This window comes from Streptomyces humidus, assembly GCF_014649655.1.
GTDB lineage: Bacteria > Actinomycetota > Actinomycetes > Streptomycetales > Streptomycetaceae > Streptomyces > Streptomyces humidus.
Genome location: NZ_BMTL01000012.1, coordinates 204,815 through 225,484 on the forward strand (window position 1 = coordinate 204,815; position 20,670 = coordinate 225,484).

General features: G+C 69.8%; 15 protein-coding genes and 3 pseudogenes. 14 read left to right on the forward strand and 4 right to left on the reverse strand.

Going from position 1 to position 20,670, the window contains the following annotated elements; genetic code table 11:
- Window positions 1-481: 481 nt before the first annotated feature.
- The gene (locus tag IE239_RS16685) at window positions 482-2,923 is read left to right on the forward strand and encodes a SpoIIE family protein phosphatase (RefSeq protein WP_190150103.1); all 2,442 of its coding nucleotides are present in this window, start codon (window positions 482-484) and stop codon (window positions 2,921-2,923) included.
- A gap of 616 nt (window positions 2,924-3,539) precedes the next feature.
- Here the strand turns inward: IE239_RS16685 and IE239_RS16690 are convergent.
- Entirely contained in the window at window positions 3,540-4,043 is a 504-nt protein-coding gene (locus tag IE239_RS16690) for a VOC family protein (protein ID WP_190150104.1), read from the reverse strand.
- A gap of 372 nt (window positions 4,044-4,415) precedes the next feature.
- Here IE239_RS16690 and IE239_RS16695 point away from each other — a divergent pair, with 372 nt between their 5' ends.
- The 3 genes from IE239_RS16695 (at window position 4,416) to IE239_RS16705 (ending at window position 8,268) form a co-directional block, all read left to right on the forward strand.
- Window positions 4,416-4,784 (forward strand): hypothetical protein, encoded by a 369-nt coding sequence (locus IE239_RS16695; protein ID WP_190150105.1) that lies wholly within the window; start codon window positions 4,416-4,418, stop codon window positions 4,782-4,784.
- Complete coding sequence (locus IE239_RS16700; RefSeq protein ID WP_190150106.1) at window positions 4,781-7,285, forward strand: SdrD B-like domain-containing protein; 2,505 nt, start codon at window positions 4,781-4,783, stop codon at window positions 7,283-7,285. The genes IE239_RS16695 and IE239_RS16700 overlap by 4 nt, the downstream gene beginning before the upstream one ends.
- 299 nt (window positions 7,286-7,584) lie before the next feature.
- The gene (locus tag IE239_RS16705) at window positions 7,585-8,268 is read left to right on the forward strand and encodes a hypothetical protein (protein WP_229878127.1); all 684 of its coding nucleotides are present in this window, start codon (window positions 7,585-7,587) and stop codon (window positions 8,266-8,268) included.
- A gap of 7 nt (window positions 8,269-8,275) precedes the next feature.
- Here IE239_RS16705 and IE239_RS16710 read toward each other — a convergent pair whose 3' ends face one another.
- Entirely contained in the window at window positions 8,276-9,613 is a 1,338-nt protein-coding gene (locus tag IE239_RS16710) for a right-handed parallel beta-helix repeat-containing protein (protein ID WP_190150107.1), read from the reverse strand.
- Between the two features lie 89 nt (window positions 9,614-9,702).
- On the opposite strand from IE239_RS16710, the gene IE239_RS16715 reads away from it, so the two are divergent.
- The 7 genes and pseudogenes from IE239_RS16715 (at window position 9,703) to IE239_RS16745 (ending at window position 15,689) form a co-directional block, all read left to right on the forward strand.
- Window positions 9,703-10,860, forward strand: a complete 1,158-nt coding sequence (locus IE239_RS16715) for a Dyp-type peroxidase (RefSeq protein WP_190150108.1) — start codon at window positions 9,703-9,705, stop codon at window positions 10,858-10,860.
- 254 nt (window positions 10,861-11,114) lie between these two features.
- A complete protein-coding gene (locus IE239_RS16720; protein WP_229878128.1) occupies window positions 11,115-12,017 on the forward strand; it encodes a helix-turn-helix transcriptional regulator in 903 nt (300 codons plus the stop codon).
- A gap of 159 nt (window positions 12,018-12,176) precedes the next feature.
- Window positions 12,177-12,458, forward strand: a pseudogene (locus tag IE239_RS42115) (tyrosine-type recombinase/integrase); the annotation flags it as partial.
- Window positions 12,459-13,124: 666 nt separating this feature from the next.
- A complete protein-coding gene (locus tag IE239_RS16730) occupies window positions 13,125-13,523 on the forward strand; it encodes a hypothetical protein (RefSeq protein WP_190150110.1) in 399 nt (132 codons plus the stop codon).
- Between the two features lie 11 nt (window positions 13,524-13,534).
- The gene (locus IE239_RS16735) at window positions 13,535-14,044 is read left to right on the forward strand and encodes a hypothetical protein (RefSeq protein WP_190150111.1); all 510 of its coding nucleotides are present in this window, start codon (window positions 13,535-13,537) and stop codon (window positions 14,042-14,044) included.
- A 195-nt stretch (window positions 14,045-14,239) separates the two neighbouring features.
- Window positions 14,240-14,904, forward strand: a pseudogene (locus tag IE239_RS16740) (serine hydrolase domain-containing protein); the annotation flags it as partial.
- A 302-nt stretch (window positions 14,905-15,206) separates the two neighbouring features.
- Window positions 15,207-15,689, forward strand: coding sequence for a DUF5994 family protein (locus IE239_RS16745; RefSeq protein WP_190150112.1), 483 nt, complete (start codon window positions 15,207-15,209; stop codon window positions 15,687-15,689).
- A 108-nt stretch (window positions 15,690-15,797) separates the two neighbouring features.
- On the opposite strand, the gene IE239_RS16750 is transcribed toward IE239_RS16745, so the two are convergent.
- Window positions 15,798-15,992 (reverse strand): STAS domain-containing protein, encoded by a 195-nt coding sequence (locus IE239_RS16750; protein WP_350818640.1) that lies wholly within the window; start codon window positions 15,990-15,992, stop codon window positions 15,798-15,800.
- A gap of 87 nt (window positions 15,993-16,079) precedes the next feature.
- Window positions 16,080-16,181 (reverse strand): annotated as a pseudogene (locus IE239_RS16755) (IS5 family transposase); the annotation flags it as partial.
- A 233-nt stretch (window positions 16,182-16,414) separates the two neighbouring features.
- On the opposite strand from IE239_RS16755, the gene IE239_RS16760 reads away from it, so the two are divergent.
- The 3 genes from IE239_RS16760 to IE239_RS16770 are packed head-to-tail and all read left to right on the forward strand — an operon-like array spanning window position 16,415 to window position 19,988.
- On the forward strand, window positions 16,415-16,939 hold the full coding sequence (locus IE239_RS16760; RefSeq protein ID WP_190150113.1) for a PadR family transcriptional regulator: 525 nt from the start codon (window positions 16,415-16,417) through the stop codon (window positions 16,937-16,939).
- A complete protein-coding gene (locus tag IE239_RS16765; protein WP_190150114.1) occupies window positions 16,936-17,628 on the forward strand; it encodes an ABC transporter ATP-binding protein in 693 nt (230 codons plus the stop codon). Before IE239_RS16760 ends, IE239_RS16765 begins: the two co-directional genes overlap by 4 nt.
- A complete protein-coding gene (locus IE239_RS16770) occupies window positions 17,625-19,988 on the forward strand; it encodes an ABC transporter permease (protein ID WP_190150115.1) in 2,364 nt (787 codons plus the stop codon). The genes IE239_RS16765 and IE239_RS16770 overlap by 4 nt, the downstream gene beginning before the upstream one ends.
- Window positions 19,989-20,670: the final 682 nt, after the last annotated feature.

The window sequence follows — 20,670 nt, forward strand, 5'->3', positions numbered from 1 at the left end:
CGCCTGGGACGGTTCCAGGGTCGCGAAGCGCGATCTTGTTCACGATCTCCGCGGTACGGGCAACACCGTTGCCTCGACCGCCGGTGCCTGCACCCGTGAGTTCTGATCGAGGCTGTGACCTGCGAAAATGTCGGCTGCAGGGTGATTGGCCACACCACGAGAAGCGACACGACCCCTCCGTGGTTGTCACGCGTTCGCGAGCTCTCCCGGCCTCACGTGTGCTGAATGCGTTCCGGGGCAGCCTGCCCGGCAGGTGCTTCGCGTTTCGATACGTGGCCTCCCGGAGCCACTTCCCTTGCGACAGGTATGTGGCCGATCGGGTGCGGCATCCTCAGCGGTGCCGTACGTCGACCTGCGTGTGCGCGCGAGGAGAGATACAAGTGAGAAAGGAGCCGACACGACGGTACGTCGTTTCGCCGCTTTGCGGTCTCTGCTGAGTTCTTCGCAGCCCCCGGGGAGCCCGGGGCAGGACGGGCGATGAATGGACATGGAGAATGCCGACCCTCTGGGAAACGGCCTCGATCGGTTTCCGGATCAGGTCACCTCGGCTACCGCGGTCGTCGACGCGCGGGGGATCGTGACGGGGTGGAGTTCCGGCGCACAGCGGTTGCTCGGGTATCCGTACGAGGAAGTCGTGGGGCGTTCCGCGGCACGTCTGCTCGGCGGGAAGGCCGACGCCACGGGGCGTCTCTCCGCGGTTCTCGACGGGCGGAGCGGGCCCACTCTGCTGCGGCACCAGGGTGGCCGCTTCATGGAAGCCGAGGTGCAGGCGTACGCGTCACTCGACAGCGAGGGCAACGCACAGTGGCTCGTCGTGGCCACGCCGCCACAGCAGCCGCGTCGGGAGCCACGTCCGCACGAGGACGAGGCGACGACAGAGGAAGCGTTCGCACAGTCCAACCTGCCTGTGATGATCTACGACGCCGAGTTGCGGGCCTTGCGGGGGAGCGCCGGCGCGGCTCGCGAACTGGGTCTCGCGGAGGAGCAGATGCGCGGTCGGCGCGTCACCGACATCCTGCCTCCGCACATCTGCACCACGGTCGAAGAGGGCATGCGCCGGGTGTTCGAGACAGGAGAACCGGAGCGGTTCCAGGTGCATGGCCGACCGCGGCGCGGAGCCCGCGACAGACACTGGGCCGTCTCCGTGTCCCCCCTGAGGAACCCGACAGGACAGGTGCGACACGTGCAGGTCATCGCGCTCGATGTCACCGAACAGCACCGGGCCCGCGAGCGGCTCGTCCTGCTGAACGACGTCAGCGCACAGGTGGGCAGCACCCTCGACGTGATGCGCACGGCCCAGGAGATGGCCGACGTGGCGGTGGGGCGGCTCGCCGACTTCATCAGCGTCGACCTGCTGGACGGACTGTTCCGCGGCGTCGAGCCCAGGCCCTCCGCCACGGGCTCCGTCGCGCTGCGCCGTGCAGCGCAGCGGTCCGTCCTGCCCGGCACCCCCGAGTCGGTGGTCCAGCCGGGCGACGTGGACTACTACCCGGAATCCTCGCCCCCCGCCCGCTGTCTGCACACGGGTCAGTCGTCGCTGCACCGCGCCCTGGACGAAGCCATCGGGAGCTGGCAGGTCGCCGACCCCGAGCGCGCGAGGAAGGTCCGTGACTTCGGGATGCACTCGATCATGGTCGTCCCGCTGCGCGCCCGCGGCATCACGCTCGGCGTGGCCGTACTCGTCCGCCACCGCCGCCAAAACTCCTTCGACGAGGACGATCTGCTCCTCGCCGAGGAGATCGCCGCACGCGCTGCCGTGGCCGTGGACAATGCCCGACGCTTCACCCGCGAGCGGACCACCGCCCTGGCCCTGCAACGCAGCCTGTTGCCACAGCGGCTCCCCGTCCAGGGGGCCGTGGAAGTGGCTTACCGCTACCTTCCGGCCCGGTCCCGGGCAGGGCTGGGCGGCGACTGGTTCGATGTGATCCCGCTGTCGGGCGCCCGGGTCGCCCTGGTCGTCGGAGACGTGGTGGGTCACGGCCTGCACGCCTCCGCCACCATGGGCCGGCTGCGGACCGCGGTACGCACGCTGGCGGACGTCGACCTGCCCCCCGAGGAGCTCCTCGTCCATCTCGACGACCTGATCACCCACCTCAGGGCGGAGGAGGACTCGGCAACGGATCCCGAGCTCGAGATCCTCACGGATCTCGTCGCCACCTGTCTGTATCTGGTCTACGATCCGGTGTCGCGCCGTTGCACCGCCGCCGGCGCGGGCCACCCCCCGCCGGCCGTGGTCACGCCCGACGGCAAGGCCGAGTTCGTCGATCTTTCTGTCGGCCCGCCGCTGGGAGTGGGAGGGCTGCCTTTCGAAGCGGTCGAATGGGAAGTGCCCCGGGGCAGCCTCCTCGTGCTCTACACGGACGGCCTTGCCGAGGTCCCCGAACACGACCTCGGCAAAGGCATGGCGCGGCTGCGCCGGCGCCTGGAGCGCCCCGCTGACTCGCTGGACGCCACCTGCGACGACCTGGTCCAGACTCTGCTCCCCGCAAAGCCGAGGGATGATGTCGCACTGCTCATCGCCCGAACCCGGGCTCTCGACGCCGGCCAGGTGGGCACCTGGGAGCTGCCTTCCGACCCCGCCGCCGTGGCCGACGCCCGCGACAAGGTCGCCCGTCGCCTCGCGGACTGGGGCTTGGACGACGTGGTCTTCACCGCCGAGCTGGTGGTGAGCGAGCTGGTCACCAACGCGATCCGGTACGGCACCCCTCCCGTTCAGCTTCGCCTGATCCGCGATATTGCGCTCATCTGCGAGGTCTCCGACAGCAGCAGCACCGCGCCGCACATGAAGCGAGCGCGGATGTTCGACGAAGGCGGGCGCGGCCTGCTGCTCGTCGCTCAGTTTGCCGAACGGTGGGGCACACGCCACCGGGCCGGAGGGAAGTCGATCTGGGCGGAGATCGGTGTTCAGGACGAGCGGTCATGAGGGTGTCCGCCCGCCTGCGGCCACGCGCCGCCCGCGGGAAAGCCGCGGCCGAGCCCGAGCCCGAGCCCGAGCCCGAGCCCGACGAGACCCAAGAGCCTGACGCGGAGCCTGTGGTGCCTCGCGGGCCGCCCCGCCACGTCTGGGGCCTCGCGTGCGGATGGCCGCCGGCCACCCCTTGACCGCTGCTGACCCCTGCATCTGCACGGCTGCGGCATGGCGACCTCTTCGTCCCCCAGAGCTCGGACGGGAGTTGGGCCCTGAGCCAGTGGGCCTTGGACCTGCTCTGATGGTCCGCAGACGTTCGCGGACGTCAGCCGTTGTGCGTCTGCGTCGTCACGCGGTCAGCCCCTCACCCGCTCAACGGCCGGTCGCCGACAGGTGCGTTGATGCTCCTATTGCCTGTCAGTGCTTGCGCCTATGGTCTCAAGGGCGCGGTCGGCTTCCGGGGGTTCCAGCTCTGCAGGAATGGTTTCATCCCCGACCTGTCCGGGGGCGGCTCGGAGACTCGTCCGGGACCCAACCGACGGCCGGGCTTCGTCGATGGCCACGGCATGACCTGCCAGCGCCGGCCGCGCACCCTTCACTCCGTCCGGTCACCGTGTACAACGGCGGGCGGTCACCCGGCGGCAGCCGGCCGACGCCGCAGCTCTTCCTCCGAGACGTCTTCCACGTGGGTCAGGAACACCCACATGTGACCCGAAGGATCCTTGAGGATGACGGTGCGGTCACCATGGAACATGTCGGTCGGTGGCTGGAGGATCTCGGCGCCGGCGGCCTCTGCGCGCTTCGCCAGGCTGTCGACGTCCGGCACGAAGACATGCAGCGTGACGGACGTGCCTCCCCCGAGCGCGGTGGGCGCGGCGAAGGAACCGGCCTCGGCCTCGTCCACGCTGGCGTCGCCCAGCATCAGCACCGACCGTCCGACGGTGATCTCGGCGTGCAGAATCCCGCCGCGCGGAGCATCGATCCTGAACTCCTCGCGAGCGCCGAACGCCCGCCGGTAGAAGTCGATCGCCGCGGCGGCGTCGTCAACCATGATGTGCGGGATCACCGCATAGCGATATCGGTCGGGGATCTCGATACGAGCTGTGCTCTCGGCGCGAGCTGTGCTCTCGGCCATGACGAACCTCCTTGAACGGCGCCGCCGGTCTGCTCCTGCGGCCCTGGAACGAACCTAGAAGCTCAACTTTGGTTGAGGTCAACCACCGATGCGCCCCCAGGAGGCGGGCATCGGTGCGGACCTGACGATGGGCGCTCCCGCCATCCTGTCGGGCCATGTCGCCCTGTCATGGGGGAGTGAGTCCGGCGGACCCCGGCGGCGGCCGTTGCCGCCGCGGACGCCGGCACGCCTGCACGCCTACGACGACCGGGCCCTCGGTGCACCCCTGGAACTCAACGGGCCGAATTCGGCCATCACATCGGCGTCGCGCATTATTCCGGTCATCATTTTCTCAACGCTTCCGGAATTATCGATGGATCCCGACGGATCCCGATGGATGCCAGAGTTCTGGTGGTGACGGTGAGTCTCCAGCGCATAGAATATTGCGCGCTGCTCGCGACAGCGGTCGGTGAGGTCGGCGACGGGGATGCCGTGATTGAACTGCAAGAACACACAGTTCAGGGCGGTTCTTTCCAAGATCCTGAACGCGCGTTCGCTTTCCCCGGTATCCGGCGTTTACAACTCGCCCACAATATCCTCGAACGATCACCACAAAGCGGTCCACGCGATGACGGTGGACCCTTTTTCCTGTCCGTGGCGCTCGTGGCAGGCTGCCGCGCCCGGGGCCGCGAAGGGGACGTGCAGCGCGAAGCGGATGCTTCGTTTCTCATGACAAGAGACGTGTGGAGTGTGATGCCATGAAACGAGTCGGCGAGAAATCGCGCCGGTCGTCCCGCAGGCTTGCGGGGCCGCTGGCGCGCGTAGGGTTATCCGTTCTCCTGCTCGCAGGCGCCGGGCTGGGAGCGGCGGCCGGACAGGCTGCCGCTTCGACCGCTGACGGCACGCTGACGGTCGAGGTGCTGCGCGACTTCTTCGGCACCGGCGTGATCAACGCGACGATGGACGTGCCGCAGCGGGGCATGAAGGTGAAGATCTCCGACCCCGCCGGGCACGATGTCACCGGCGTCACGGATGCCACCGGAAAGGTCGTGGTGTCGCGGTCGACGGCGCTGAGCGGCGGTCAGTACCGCGTGGACGTCAGCATCCCGCCGCCGTACAGCGGTTACCTGCGGGCGGCGCCCGCGTCGACGGCGGAGAACCACTTCGACAGCTTCACGTCGTTCGTGGATGTGTCGGACGGAAAGAACGCCTCGGTGGTGACGGGGGTGTGGAATCCGGCCGACTACGCGCTGCCGGACTCACGGTATTTCGTGCCGGTCCAGAACGGCGCCACGGGAACGGACACCCGGGCCCTGGTGGCGTTCGGGACGAAGACCCGCGGCACCTGTCCTGCCGATGTGTCGTGCCCGGCCACGCTGGCCACGCAGGCCCAGGTGGGTACGACGTTCGGGTTGGCGTACGACAAGTACCGCAGCCGGCTGTTCCAGAGCGCGTTCGCCCGCCGCTACGCCCCGTACGGGCCGAAGGGCGCCGGCGCGATCTATACGGTGCCGGTCAGCGGCGGGGGTGCGCCCGAGCTGTTCACGCGGGTGCCGGGCTCGGCGGTGACACCGCACGACACCGCCGACATGAACAAGGATCCCGGGTTCGTCGACGCACCGGGCAAGGAGAGCATCGGCGGCCTCGCGCTGTCGGAGGACGGCTCCACGCTGTATGCGGTGAACCTGCTGACCCGCAGCCTCGTGAGCTTCGACGCGACCGGGGCCACCGCCTCGGCGCCCAAGGCCACGGTGCCGATCCCGGACCCGGGGTGCGCGAGCCCCGGCGACTGGCGGCCGTTCGGTCTCGCCGTCCACGACAACAAGCTGTACGTCGGCGGTGTGTGCAATGCGGAGAGCACGCAGCAGCGCGCGGACCTGAAAGCCGTCGTCCACACCTATGACGGCAAACGGTTCACCGCAGTGCTGACCCACGCGCTCACCGACAAGCGCGGCACCGTCTTCACCGGCGCCGGCAACGTCGACCAGGCCACCCACTGGAACCCGTGGAACACCAGCCTGGCCACGTGGGACGCACGGAAGCTGGGCGGCGCCTTCATCGATCCGCAGCCGGAGCTGGCCTCCCTCGCCTTCGGTCGCGACGGTTCGATGATCCTGGGTTTCCGTGACCGGTTCATGGACGTGCTCAGTGCGAAGGGGCTGGATCCCCGCCCGGGGAACACCACGCCGGAACTCGGCATGTCCGGGGGTGACATCACCATGGTGTGCACCACTCCCACCGGTGGATACGCGTGGGAAGGCACCGGAAACTGCCCCGACCACGCCACCCCCGCCAACGATGACGGCCAGCCCGACGGCGTCGTCGAATACTTCCCGGGCGACTTCTTCGTCGGCGGGCACCAGGAGACCGCGCTGGGGTCGGTGGCCTACATCCCGCAGCAGCAGTGGGTCGTCAGCACGGAGTTCGACCCGACCGTCAACATCGAGACCGCCGGAACCGGTTACCACGACATCACCACCGGTCAGGGCCCGGGCAACGCTCCGAACGCCAACGCGTACCAGTTCATCGGCCAGGAACAGAACGGGTTCGGCAAGGCCGGCGGGCTCGGTGACATCGCGTACGCGGCGGCGAACGCGCCGATCCAGATCGGCAACCTCGTGTGGTTCGACGGCGACCACAACGGCATCCAGGACCCGGCGGAACCGCTGCTGCCGGGGGCGACGATCAACCTGCTGGACGCGGGCGGCAAGCAGGTCGCCACGACCAGGACCGATGCCGCCGGTGAGTACTACTTCGGCGGTGTCGGCGCCGCGTACCAGCTCACGCCGGGTGCGAAATACACGGTGCAGTTCGACGTGTGCACCGCGGACACCAGCAAGGTGCCCGGCCGGCCTCCGACGAGCGAACTGCGGTTCACACTCCCGCGAGCCGGTGCCAACCGTGCGCATGACTCCAACGTGACGCCGCCGCACACCGGTCGCTCCTGCAACGGCGCCGCGCCCGTCACTGCGCCGGAGAAGCCGGGCGGGGTCGATCACACGATCGACGCCGGGGTCTACCTCCCGAAGGCGAAGCCGACACCGTCACCGACGCCGACCCCGAGTTCGCCGTCGGCCTCACCCCCTGTCTCCACGCCGCCGCCCGCGCCGCCCGCCGACAACCCGGACGGTGGGTACTCGGGTTCGATGGCGCACACCGGTACGTCCGGACTGCCGCAGACGATCGGCCTCGTCGGTCTGCTGGTGGGCGCCGGTCTGGGCATCGCGTTCCTGAGCAGGAAGCGTCGCGCCCAGAAGAACTGAGCGCACCGAACAACAGTGATCTGCCTGCCCGCGGTCCGGATGACGCGGGCGGGCAGATCACGTCCGGCCGGTCCACGAGGGCCGGCCTTGGCGTCGTGTGTCACGGCACCGCCGAGTGCCGTCGTGACCGCACGGCGGCCGAGCGGTGGGGATCGAGAGGGTGAATCACAAGAGTGTCAGCGTCGAGCCGCATGCGGAGCGGGAGAATCCGGCAAGCTCTACCGGGTCGTGCGACCGGAAGGCGCCGATGGCTGCGGCCACGCTGGGCGGCATCCGTCATCGGTACAGCGGCCGTCGCCGTGGGTGCCGCGTTCCTGCTCGCCGGCGGCGGCTCCGGCTCCAGCGGTCCGCGCGCACTGACCTCGGACGAGGCGAACCGGCTGGCGATCACGCGGTTCCGCAACTACGAGGCGCACGGCCGCGCGGTGACGATCACGGTGCCGGGCACCGTCGGCGAGCTGATCGTCACCGGATCCGTCGACTACCGGGGCGAGATCGGTTACGGCGTGGTGCACGGCACCGGGCGCGACACGTCCAGCGACGGGCTGATCCAGTGGACGGCCGATTCGGTGTTCGTCCACCCGATGGCGAACGCCCCGGCGCACGCACCCACGTCACCGCCCGGCTCGGGCTGGTACAGCCGTGCGCTGCAGTCGTCCGGCAACTCGCTGGACAGTTCGCTGTTCATCGCCCTCCGTCTCGGCAGCGACCGGCCGGACAACGCCGAACTGCTCCCGCAGAACGGCGCTGCCTGGTGGGGACGAGACCAGGTGGACGGGCATCCGGTGGACGTCATGACCGGGCCGTCCTCCCGCGACCGCTCCGGCACGGCGGGCAACGTGCGCTACTGGGTCGGCCCGGACGGAACCATGTACCGGGTCCGGGCCGGTGTGGGTTCCGCGTCGCAGCCCGTGGTCATCGATTTCGACACCCAGAAGTACGTTCCGGTCAGGCCGCTCCCCGGAGTTACCCCGACGCGGTAGCCGCCGTTCAGGGCATCTGCACTCGTGCGCCCGAGGCGAGCAGGGACGCCGACGGCAGGGGGATGCCCGCCGTGTCCGGCAGGGCCGGAACCGCCGGGACGGCGGTGGCGCCCCTCGTGAGGGCGTCGGGGAACTGCGGCTGCGGGCCAGGCGCCGCGACCTCGGTGAAAGGGATGCCACCGGGTGCCGTCGGCGTCGCCCACCGGCCGGCCGGCGAAAGCGACCCGGCCGAAAGCGGGCAGGACGCGATGGTCGCCAGCCGTGCGGGCACGGTCGTGCGCAGATCGTTGCCGCGCAGGCAGTTGCCCCGTCCCCGGGTGGGGGTGGGGAACGTCCAGCCGATGTCGACGCCGTTGCCGGTGAACGTGTTGTCCACGACCTGATTGCCGACCGGAGGAATGTCGGTGGTCGAGGTGATGACCAGCCCGGCGCTGCTGTTGTCGGCGACGCGGTTACGGAAGAACCGGTTGTCACTGCCGCCGTCGACGCCGATGCCGGTACCCCACCCGCCGTCGGCCTGCTCCGGGGTGGCCGTCTGCTGGTTGGCGGCGATCAGATTGCCCGCGATGACGGCGCCCTGCTGCGGGAGCAGCTTCTCCTGGTGGTCGGAGTCGGTGGTCAGGCCGACCCGGTTGCCGACCAGGCGATTGCCGACCACGAACATGTCGCCGCTGGCGTTGGTGCCCTCGTAACCGACCGCGTTGAGTTCGGCGACGTTGTCCCGCACCACGACGCGACACGGCTTGCACTGCCCGACATAGATCCCCGAGTCGGCTCCGCCCGACGCGTACGAGTGCTCGATGACACCGTTCTGCGCGGAGAACGCGTAGATGCCGTACAGCCCGTTGCGGGTCGCGGTCACGTACGAGACCAGGAACGACTTCAGGAAGGTGACGGGCTCGTCGCCGGTGTCGTAGCCGCCGCTTCGCCCCGGAAGCCCGGCGGCGGCCTTCGCCGAACCGGTGACCAGGACCCCGTTCTGCGTGTTGTTCTGCACGGTCAGGTTCTCCACGGCCACCCCGGGCGCCGCGACCACGACACCGTTCGGCTGCTGCAACCGCCCGTCGATGACGACCTTGTCCCGGGAGGCGCCGCGAAGAGTGATGCGGGCCGTGCCGATCCTCACCGACTCGTGGTAGACGCCCGGCGCGACCAGCACCAGGTCACCGGGCCGGGCCAGGGACACCGCATCCGAGATCGTCGGGGCATCGCCAGGCACGCGGATCGTCACGTGCGCACCCGCCGGTCGTCGGCCTTTGCCCGATCCGCCGTCGCCGCCGCAGCCGACCACAAGCGTCAGGGCGCCCAGTACCGCCGCCACCACGCGAAGAGCTGATCGAGGCATGATCCCCAGTCTGACATGACGCCCAATTCCCCGCCCGAAAACGCGACGTTGCCCGGCACCCGTGATTTCGGTGTGGCACTCTGCACACCATGCACCGAGCCGATCACGACCCGTCACGCCGCACGTTCCTCAATGCCACCGGCGCTCTGACGGCCGCCGGTCTGACGGCCGGGTGCACATCGGACTCCGCCCCGCCAGGCCGGCACGCCCCTGGTGCGGCGGCCGCACTGAAGCCGGTTGCGGCAATGGGCCGCCATCAGGCAGGCATCACGCTCCCGCAGCCGGCCCAGGGCAACCTGCTCGCCGTGGTGGCCGACCTCGGCGCCACCGTGGCTCCCGGCCCGTTACTGGCTGAACTCGGCCAGGCCATCAGCACACTCACCACGGGGACCGACCCGCGCCTGCTGGGCCTGCCGCCGGGCGACCTCACGGTGACCGTCGGCGTGGGCCCCAGGCTCGTACGCACCGCCGGTGCCTCGCTGCCCGGCGCGGCCGACCTCCCGCGATTCTCCCGCGAACGGATCGCCCCACAGGCACGCGGCGGAGACCTGCTGATACAGATCTGCGCCGGCGACGCGCTGCTCCTGCCGGTCGTGGCCGCCGCGCTCCTTCACCAGGCCGGCGACCGCGTCCGCGAACGCTGGCGGCAGTCCGCACGCCGCGGTGCGAACGTGCCTGTCGGCAACGGCCTGACCGCGCCGCGAAACCCGCTCGGTTTCATCGACGGCATCGTGGGCCCGCACACGGGTGCCGAACAGCAACGCGACCTGTGGCTGGCCGGACCCCCTGCCGTCGCCGGCGGAACCCTCGCCGTACTGCGGCGCATGGAACTCGACGTGCCGCGGTTCGCCGCCCTGTCCGTGGCCGAGCAGGAAGCGGTCTTCGGGCGGCGCCGGGCCAGCGGCGCCCCCCTGTCCGGCGGCCCCGTCGCCTCGGGCCCCGACCTCGGCGCCAAGACACCGGACGGACGCTATCTCGTCCCGGCCGACGCCCATGTGCGCAGGGCCCACGCCACCGTGGTCGGCGTCGGCCTCATGCTCCGCCGCTCCTACAGCACCGACGATCCCGCCCCCGGCCTGCTCTTCGTCAGTTTCCAGAACGACGTGCGGACCTTCACCGCCACCCTCACCCACATGGACACCTCCGACGCGCTGCTCCCGTTCACCACCACGACGGCCAGCGCGACATTCCTCATCCTCCCCGGCTTCGATCGGCAACACCCGCTCGGCTCCGGCCTGTTCGGCTGACCACGCTCGGTCGATCACGCCGCACCTGCGGCTTCGACACGAAGGGCGCTGGTACCTCGAGGCCGTCCCCGACCGCGGCGACCCGGCCGTCATCAAGCACGTCATGGCCGCCCTGCGCAACGCCGTCATCGGCGCACTCCGCGCGACTCGGCACACCAGGCAAGGGGGTTCTGACAGTACCTGGATCACCGGGGTCTCCCAGACGTCCAGAACGCCTGTCAACCTGGTTGAGTCGAAAGCGCCGACAGCACTCCATGGACACGCACCGCAGCTTTACCCCGTCAGTTCAATTCAGCTGCCCCGAATGCGCGACCGTGTCGACGCGTTGTTCCACAGAGGCGGGCCTGCCCGCTCACGGCGGCAATCGTCGGGTCAAAGGTCTGCGCCGCGAGGAGGTGGCGCTACTGGCGGGGGTGTCGGTCGACTACTACGTGCGCATGGAGCGCGGCAGCCTCGCCGGCGCCTCCGATGTCGTGCTCGACGCGTTGGTCTCTGCCTTGCAACTCGACGAGGCCGAGCGCGACCACCTGTTCAGCCTCGCGCGCCGGTCCAGGGCGCCCGGCGGCCCACGTCGGCGCAGGCCTGCCGTGACGGTGCGCTCGACGCTGCAGCAGGTGCTCGACGCGATCTCCGATGCGCCGGCCTGGATCTGTAACGGACGTTATGACGTGCTCGCCATGAATCAACTCGCCCGCGCGCTGTTTTCACCGGTGCTGGCCGACCCGCGACGGCCCGCGAACACGACGCGGTTCGTCTATCTGAACCCCGAGGCGGCCAGGGATTTCTTTGTCGACTACGACCAAATCGCCGGTGACGCCGCCGCGAAGCTACGCATGGAAGCCGGCCGCAATCCGCACGACGAGGAGCTGATCGCCCTGGTCGGCGAACTGTCGACGCGCAGTGAGCTGTTCCGGCAGCGGTGGGCGTCTCAGGACGTGCGGCTGCACCGGTCCGGACGCAAGCGGGTGCACCATCCGATCGTGGGCCGGCTCGACTTGGACGTCGAGTCCCTGGAACTGCCCGCCGAACCCGGCCTGCACCTCAACGTCTACACCGCGCCCGCGGGCACGCCGACCGCTGACAATCTGGCGCTCCTGGCGTCGTGGGCGGCCACCCGACAGACGCCGGCGACCGAACTCGAAGCACACAACGGATAGTCCAACCCCTTCAGTCGCACCAGGGTCCGCCTCCCCGACCAGCGCGGACAGACCACACTGGTCAGCCAGCCGCACCACCGGCTCCAGCCCGCCGTACGGGAGCAGGTTCGGATCATCGAACGCGGATGAGACCGTCGCCGCGGCATGGGAGATGGCAACCGCCCGCTTCCGCTCCCGGTCATGCGCATCGCTCCGCTGCGCCGGCGCCGGATGCGGCAGGTGGCTGCCAGGCAGCGTGCGGGGGAGTCGTGGGATGACGGCGGCCACGTCTTCGCCACCCGGAACGGCCGTCCGGTCGAGCCGCGCAACGTGTACCGCTCCTTCACCCGGGGCGCCGAGTCCGCCGGCCTCCGCGTGATCCGGCTGCACGACGTCCGGCACGGGTGCGCCAGGCTCCTGACCGCTGCCGGGGTGGATCCTCGCGTCGTGATGGAGATCCTGGCGGAGGTGGATGCCGCGCGGGGGCGAGTCGAGCGGGCCCGGGTGGGGCGTGAGGAGCTCGTGTCGGCGCCGGCGGAGGAGGGCACGGTTGATACGCCGGTTTCCGTGCCTTCGGATGGCGAGGTGGTGACCGCTGCGGGATCGAGCGGCTTGGGTGTGGTGCATGGCGAGCGGCCGCCGGTGTGGCGGTCGGGCATGGGCGAGGAGGTGCTCAGCGGCCTGTACCGGGAGGTGTTTGCCGCTGCGGTGGCTGCTTCGGGGCCTGTGAACGGGGTGGAGCTGACGCGGGCGGTGGGCCGGGAGGCCGAGATCAAGATGATCACCCGCACCGCAGGCTTCGAACGAGATCCGGTTTGCCACAACGCACTGAGTGCCGGCCTGGCGGGCTGGGGATACGGCTGGGACAGTAAGGAGTTCCATTCCGCTCTCGGCCTCTTCGTGCTCGGCGGAAGCTTCATCGGCAAGTCGAAGCTGACGAGGAGCATGCTCCGCAGAGCAGGCATCGACGAGAGGGTCATCGGTGAGAAGATCGTGGACATCGGCTACGACGTCACGACTACCGTGATCGGCATCTTCACCTGGTAAGCAGCCCGCACAGACGCGTGGACGGGGCGAGTCGCAGGCTTGCCCCGTCCACGCGGTTCCGCAGCACCTAGGGGGTCTTCCGTGTTCAGTTTCTGGTCCTCCACCACTGGTTGGTGGATCGCGGCTGCCGCGGTGGCCATCGTGTTCGGCGCGGTCATGCAGTCCTGGGCGACGACGAGGAAGTGGAAGGTGTTCCTCGCGACAGTCCCCGGCTTGGCCGGCTGCCTTTCGGCGGTCGGGGACACCGCGATGCGGGGCGAGGGTGTGCAGACGGCGCTGCAGATCTACACCGTCTGGATGCTGGGCCTGCTGATGGCCATGGCCGTCTTCACCAAGTACATCCGACGCCAGGTGGCCCTGGTCCGCGCCGGCGGAACGATGGAGCGCGCGACGCCCAAGCACGTCATGGTCTTCCTGGGCACCTGCTTCGCCGTCACCCTCTTGACGGCCGCCGCGCTCGGCACCCTCCTCGACATCTGACGGAGCGTCTCATGCCTTTGGCTTTGTGGGTCGTTGCTGTCCTGATCCCCGAGATCGTGCTCTCCTGCCTGCTGTTGCGCTGGCTTCCGGACCGACGTGAGTGGCCGATACCGCTGCTGATCCCGGTTCCGGCGATCGTCGTGGTGGCGCTTCTCATTCGGTACGTGGCGCAAGAGCCCTGGCCCGGCACGCTCGCAGCGTGTGCCGGCTTCCTGTGCGGTCTCGCCCTGGCGCTGCTGCCGTTCCGGGGCTGGGTGTCGTCGTGGACCCTCCCGGTGCACGGGAACGAACGGCTGCGCTGGCGTGAGGTGGCCTTGGTGGCTCTGAGCGTCGCCACTCCGGTGTCGACGACGCACACGAAGGCCGCGACGGGCAAGGCGTTTGCGCCGCGTGAAGTGGTGCGCGAGCGAGGGAGGTTTCCGTCGGCGATGGGTGTGGCCTTGCTGGTGCTTCCGGTGCTCTGCGCGGTGGCGGCGGGCTGGGCCGTGGATGCGGTCGGCCTGACGGTCGTCCGCCCCTGACCGGGCGCAGTTGGTTCCCGTGGCGAGGCAGTCGAGCATCGAACTGCTGGTGGTGTACTGAATTGGCGGCTTCGTCACCGTCACCATGATTCGCGTGGGCGGGTGACGCTCGTCGTGCGCGTCGATGCCGAATACCTCTGAGCAGAGGTCAGTTCCCCTGTCATTGAGGGCAGCACGGCTGCCAGGACGCACGGTATGACGACGATCAACGGTGAGGTCGCGCCCGGGTTCGAACCGGTCCGCGAGGCGTTCGCAGCGAACTTCACCCAGCACGGGGACATCGGCGCGGCCGTGTGCGTCTACTTGCACGGCCGGCCGGTGGTCGACCCATGGGGTGGTGTCGCCGATTCCGAGACCGGTCGTCCGTGGGCGCAGGACACCTTACAGCTGGTCTACTCGGCAACCAAGGGGGCCACGGCGACCGCGGCGCACATGCTGGTGGAGCGCGGCATGCTCGACCTCGACGCCCCGGTGTGAAGTATTGGCCGGAGTTCGCGGCGAACGGCAAGGCGGACATCCCTGTGCGCTGGCTGCTGTCCCACCGGGCCGGTCTCGTCGCCCTGGACGAACCGCTGCCGCTGGCCGAGGCGCTGGCCTGGGATCCCATGGCAGCGGCGCTGGCGGCCCAGTGCCCGCAGTGGACTCCGGGCACTGCGCACGGGTATCACGGGCGAACTTGGGGCTGGCTGGTCGGCGAGGTGATCCGCCGAGTTTCCGGCCGCTCGCCGGGCACCTTCTGCGCCGACGAGATCGCGGGCCCGCTCGGGCTGGACTTCTTCATCGGCCTGCCGGCGAGTGAACGCGAGCGACTCAGCCGCATGGCGTACCAGCGCCCGGCCGTCGACCTCACCATCGGTCCGGGGCCTTTTGCCTGGTGCCCCCGGCAGGATTCGAACCTGCGACACCCGCTTTGGGAGTTTTCCCCGAATGGGCCTGCGACCTCGGGAAACGCTCGCTGCAGGTCGCCTGGCCTGGGAAAACACTCCTCCGTAGTTCTCGTTTGTTCACGGGGTTTCCCGGCCTCATGGGTGCTGGATCCGTTCCGGATGGGGCCGGTCGACAGAGGGCGATTCGGAGACGCCGGCTCGCGTGGCACCTGGAGTAGCGTGGCAGGTGCGAGGCGGTCCCGTTGTCGCACCTGCCCCACAGACGGGTGGTCCTCATGACCAGCTCGGATACATCTCCTGTTCCCCGGCGTCTTCCCGGCGGTGTCCACGAGGCTGTGCGGCCGGGTTGCGCGCTTCTCCGGCTGGAGACGATCCCATCACGTGAAGGTGTCCTCGATGGTGCGTGGTGGCCGCGCTCGCGGGACATGGGCGCCGAGCTGCCCGCGCTGCTGAGTGCCCTCGTCGCCCACCTCGGCCCCGTGACCCGCGTGGGGCTGGACACCACAGCTTGGGAAGATCTCCCGACGCGCATCGTCGTGGACGACCGCGTGGTGCACATCGATTCCTTCCCGGTCGGTGACGACACGGTACTGATCACCCGGGGCGACCGGGACATCTTCTCGCTGCTGGTGGTCCCGCCCGACGCGGCACCGGACGCCGCCCGCGCCGCGATGGCCCAGGCGGTCCGGGCCGACAACATCAGCCAGGCGGAACAGATCCTCATCGACACCGGGAGCGGGCGCGGAACGTCGGGCTGACGGGCGGCGCGGGGCGCGACCGGCGCACGGCTCGACCGGCGCACGGCTCGACCGGCGTACCAGCGCTCTCCGCCCGGCGGCCCGTTCCCTGGGGCGCTTCTGCCGACGTCAGGCCCGCTGGGGGCGCGCCCCTCCCGGCCTCATCGGGTAGAGCAGACCATCGGAGCCCGTGTCCACGAGCAGTCGTTCGGTCTGCGGGGAGGGGTGGTGCAGCAGGAGGAACGCCTGGGCCTCGGCGGCATGCTCCGACACGTCGAGGAAGACGTGCAGGCCGCTGTCGTCACAGCGGTCGACGGTGGTCAGTGCCCTTCAGTGTCTTGTTTCGACAGCGACCGCCAGTCGCCGCCGGCCAGCCGCACTTCCCCTGCTTCCACTCACCCACGGTCCGCCCCCCTCCGTGCGCCGCTCGGCCCGCCAGGCGCTGAGCACAGGCTCGATCAACTCCCAGCGGGCATCGGACAGATCACTCGGATACGCACGACGTTCGGCCATGACCCGGGCGTACCGCCGGTCAGGGACATACGCCCAGGCGTGCAGCGCGACCAGCAGGAGCACGCTCTACCGGCATTCTGGGATGAGACAGGCGCACGCTGTATTCGAACCGAGACGACCCGAATTCCCAACTCCCTCGCCTGCGCTGTCGTACGCCCCGCCACGATCTGCACGCACCGTGTATACATGCCATGTATACGCGATATGTATACACGGTGTGTAGAGTAGGGGTCATGTCCATCGGTCACACCCTTTTAGGGCTCCTGGAGGCCGGCCCGCGCCACGGCTACGACCTCAAGCGGGCCTTCGACGAGAAGTTCGGTCACGACCGGCCGCTGCACTACGGCCAGGTCTACTCGACGATGTCCCGGCTGCTGAAGAACGGTCTCGTCGAGGTCGACGGCATCGAGGCGGGCGGCGGCCCCGAGCGCAAGCGCTACGCGATCACCGACGCCGGCATCACCGACGTACAGCGGTGGCTCGCGACCCCGCAGAAGCCGGAGGAATACCTCCAGTCGACCCTCTACACCAAGGTCGTCCTCGCCCTGCTCACCCGGCGCGACGCCGCCGAGATCCTCGACACCCAGCGCTCCGAGCATCTGCGCAGCATGCGGATCCTCACCGACCGCAGGCGCAAGGGCGACCTGGCGGATCAGCTGATCTGCGACCACGCCCTGTTCCACCTGGAAGCCGACCTGCGCTGGCTGGAGCTGACCGCCGCCCGACTCGACACACTCCGTGAGGCTGTGACCCCATGACGACTTCTCTCCCTGGTTCCCTGCTCACCGGGCACGACCTGCGCAAGGCGTACGGCCCGACCCATGCGCTGGACGGCGCCGAGTTCTCCATCCACCCCGGCGAGGTCGTCGCCATCATGGGCCCCTCCGGCTCCGGCAAGTCCACGCTGCTGCACTGCCTCGCGGGGATCGTGCCGCCCGACTCCGGGTCGATCACCTACAACGGGCGTGAAGTCACGACGATGAGCGATGCCCAGCGCAGCGCGCTGCGCCGCTCCGAGTTCGGCTTCGTGTTCCAGTTCGGTCAGCTGGTGCCCGAGCTGACCTGCGTGGAGAACGTCGCCCTGCCGCTGCGGCTGAACGGCTCCTCCCGCAAGGACGCCGAGCGGTCGGCGCTCGGCTGGATGGAGCGCCTGCAGGTCGACGACCTCAAGGCCAAGCGTCCCGGCGAGGTCTCCGGCGGCCAGGGCCAGCGCGTCGCTGTGGCCCGGGCGCTGGTCACCGGACCGCGCGTGGTGTTCGCCGACGAACCCACCGGCGCGCTCGACTCCTTCAACGGCGAGCGCGTGATGGAGCTGCTGACCGAAGCGGCCCGCTCGACCGACGCCGCCGTCGTCCTCGTCACCCACGAGACACGCGTTGCCGCTTACTCCGACCGCGAGGTCGTCGTCCGCGACGGCAAGTCCCAGGACATGGAGCGCGCCGTATGAGTCCCCGTCAGTGGGTCGCGGATCTGACCCTCGGGGCACGCTTCGCCGTCGCCGGCGGACGCGAGGGCTGGATCCGGATGACGCTCACCGCCGTCGGCGTCGGTATCGGCGTGGCACTGCTCCTGCTGTGCACCGCCCTGCCCAACGTGTTCGCCGCCCGCCACAGGGTGGAGGAGGCCCGCTACGACAACACGTTCCTGTACGGCGACAAGGTCCCGGCGAAGGCCGACGACACCTTCCTGATCGCCGAGACCGACACCACCTGGCACGACGACGACATCCGCGGCCGCGTCGTCGAGCCCGAGGGCAAGCGCGCACCGCTGCCTCCAGGAGTGAGCAGCTTCCCGGGCAAGGGCGAGATGGTGGTCTCCCCCGCGCTCAGGGACCTGCTCGCCTCGGACGGCGCCAAGCTGCTGCGGGAGCGGCTGCCCTACAAGATCACCGGCACGATCGGCGAGAGCGGACTCATCGGCTCCCACGAACTGGCCTTCTACGCCGGCGCGTCAGGGCTGAAGCTCACCGACACCTCCCCGGTCCACCGGCTGCCCCGGTACGGCGAACCGGACACGACGGACGAGGCGTCCGAGAAGACCGATCCGGTGCTGCTGCTCATGATCCTGGTCGTGTTCGTGGTGCTGCTGACCCCGGTCGCCGTGTTCATCGCCGCCGCCGTCCGCTTCGGCGGCGAGCGCCGCGACCGCCGGCTGGCCGCGCTGCGCCTGGTCGGCTCGGACAGCGGCATGACCCGGCGGATCGCGGCGGGCGAAGCACTCGCCGGATCCCTGCTCGGCCTGGCCGTCGGCGCCGGCTTCTTCCTCCTCGGCCGGCAGACCCTCGGCACCACCGAGGTACTGGGCGTGAGCGTCTGGCCCAGCTACCTCGACCCCTCCCCCGCGCTGGCCGCGCTGGTCGCGGTGGCGATCCCGGTCGCCGCCGTGCTCGTCACGCTCCTCGCGATGCGCGGCGTGGTGGTGGAGCCGCTGGGCGTGGTGCGCGCGGCCAAGCAGCGCCGCCGCCGGCTGTGGTGGCGGCTCCTGCCGCCGCTGGCCGGCCTCGCGATGCTCTACCCGTTGATCGGCAAGGGCCACGAGAACGGCAACTTCAACCAGTACCTCGTCATCGGCGGCGTGCTGCTGCTGCTGATCGGCATCACCGCGCTGCTCCCCTGGGCCGTGGAGGCCGTAGTCGTCCGCCTCGGCAAGGGCGCGCTGTCCTGGCAGCTCGCGGTACGGCGGCTGCAGCTGAGCAGCGGAACCGCCGCACGCATGGTCAACGGCATCGCCGTCGCCGTGGCCGGAGCCATCGCCCTGCAGATGCTGTTCACGGGGACGCAGAGCCAGTACACCAAGGCCACCGGCAAGGACCCCGCCCGGGTCCAGATGCAGGTCGACTTCAGCGACCGCAAGCCGCTGTCCGGCGTCGAGCGCGAATTCACCGGCACGAAGGGGGTGCGGGCCGCGGTGGCCCTGGCCATCTCGCAGTACGGGGACGCGCGCAGCGACCCGCCGAACACCAACGGCCTGACGGTGGGCAGCTGCACCGCCCTGCGCGAACTCGCCACGCTGCCCTCCTGCAAGGACGGCGACGTGTTCGTCACCCGCACGAGGACCGGCTACGAGAACCCCGACAACGCCGAAGAGATCGCCGTGGTGAAGCCCGGCCGGCAGCTCTACATCGACCCGTCGCTCAGCGACGCTACCGAACGGGGCCTCGAGCTGCCCTGGACGGTGCCGGCGAACCTGCGGGTGGTGGACGCGCGCAAGGACTCCCTGAGGAACGCCAACAGTCTGCTGGTGACCCCCGCCGCCCTGCCCGCCAAGGCCGCGCCCGCGTTGTTCTCCGACGGGGTCTACCTGCGTCTGGACCCCTCGGTGCCGGAGTCACGCGAGTACGTGCGTAACGCCGTCGCCCGGATCGATCCCCTGGCCCGCGCCTACGGCTGGTCGGCGACCAGCGAGGACGTCAAGTACGCCTCCATCCGCACCGGTTTGTTCGTCGGGTCCGCCTTCGTGCTGGCGCTGATCGGCGCGAGTCTGCTGGTCTCCCAGCTGGAGCAGCTGCGCGAGCGCAGGAAGCTGCTCTCCGCGCTGGTCGCCTTCGGTACCCGGCGCCGCACGCTGAGCCTGTCCGTGCTGTGGCAGACGGCCCTCCCGGTCGGACTCGGCCTTCTCCTGGCCGCGACGGTGGGTATCACCCTCGGCTCGGTGCTGCTGAAGATGACCGGTACACCAGTGGCCATGGACTGGGCGAGCGTCCTGACCATGACCGGCGTGGGCGCGGCCGTGGTCGCCGTGGTCACGCTGCTCAGCCTGCCGCCGCTGCTGCGGATGATGCGCCCGGAGGGCCTGCGCACGGAATAACCCCTCACACATCCCCGAGGTCGGCTCCTCCTGCCAGGAGGAGCCGACCCCTGCACGCGGGCAAGCCCGGTCGGCATCAGCGCAGTCACTGTCAGGACAACCTCGGCGCACAGCAGGATCCGCACCGCCGCGAGCAGTAGACGGGGTTCGACCGCCGGTCCACCCCGGCCGCCCAAGTGGCCACGCACGCGCTGGGCGTGCCCTGGGGTGCTTGCGCAACCGGCGGTCCCGGCGCCACTGCCTGGAACGACAGGCCGCGGAGCAATACACCGCATCCGGCCGTGCTTCCGGCCTCAGCCGTTCACCGCGGCCGCTGCACACCCGCTCTCCGGCCTGCCCGAGGTCCTCGGACACCCCGCCCGCCTGGGCCCCGAGGTACTCAAAACCGGGGATCGAAAACGGGCACTCAGCGCTGCTCTCCGGGGTGCTGACGGCCGAGCAGGTCGAGCAGGTGTACAGCGTCGCTCGCCAGCGACCGGCTTGGAGCCAGGTCTGAGCCAGCCTGTCTCAGACGCCATCCGCTTACCGTTCGGTAGGCTTGATCAGTCGAACAGGGTTCCTGTTCGGGTGATCTCTCGATGGTCAGGGCATAGCGGCAGGGCCTCTTGGTAGCTCGGGGTTGCGATCCCAACCGAGCAGTACCAGGAGGCCCTGTTGTCGCAGTCTGTCGCGCTTGCGTCCG

Excerpts from the sequence above, each read along its gene's own strand:
- IE239_RS16715 (WP_190150108.1), top strand. The coding sequence starts at position 9,703 with ATGCACCGAGCCGATCACGACCCGTCACGCCGCACGTTCCTCAATGCC.
- IE239_RS16760 (WP_190150113.1), top strand. The coding sequence starts at position 16,415 with ATGTCCATCGGTCACACCCTTTTAGGGCTCCTGGAGGCCGGCCCGCGC.
- IE239_RS16710 (WP_190150107.1), bottom strand. The coding sequence starts at position 9,613 with ATGCCTCGATCAGCTCTTCGCGTGGTGGCGGCGGTACTGGGCGCCCTG.
- IE239_RS16770 (WP_190150115.1), top strand. The coding sequence starts at position 17,625 with ATGAGTCCCCGTCAGTGGGTCGCGGATCTGACCCTCGGGGCACGCTTC.
- IE239_RS16765 (WP_190150114.1), top strand. The coding sequence starts at position 16,936 with ATGACGACTTCTCTCCCTGGTTCCCTGCTCACCGGGCACGACCTGCGC.
- IE239_RS16695 (WP_190150105.1), top strand. The coding sequence starts at position 4,416 with ATGGATGCCAGAGTTCTGGTGGTGACGGTGAGTCTCCAGCGCATAGAA.
- IE239_RS16690 (WP_190150104.1), bottom strand. The coding sequence starts at position 4,043 with ATGGCCGAGAGCACAGCTCGCGCCGAGAGCACAGCTCGTATCGAGATC.
- IE239_RS16700 (WP_190150106.1), top strand. The coding sequence starts at position 4,781 with ATGAAACGAGTCGGCGAGAAATCGCGCCGGTCGTCCCGCAGGCTTGCG.
- IE239_RS16685 (WP_190150103.1), top strand. The coding sequence starts at position 482 with ATGGACATGGAGAATGCCGACCCTCTGGGAAACGGCCTCGATCGGTTT.
- IE239_RS16745 (WP_190150112.1), top strand. The coding sequence starts at position 15,207 with ATGACCAGCTCGGATACATCTCCTGTTCCCCGGCGTCTTCCCGGCGGT.
- IE239_RS16720 (WP_229878128.1), top strand. The coding sequence starts at position 11,115 with ATGGACACGCACCGCAGCTTTACCCCGTCAGTTCAATTCAGCTGCCCC.
- IE239_RS16735 (WP_190150111.1), top strand. The coding sequence starts at position 13,535 with ATGCCTTTGGCTTTGTGGGTCGTTGCTGTCCTGATCCCCGAGATCGTG.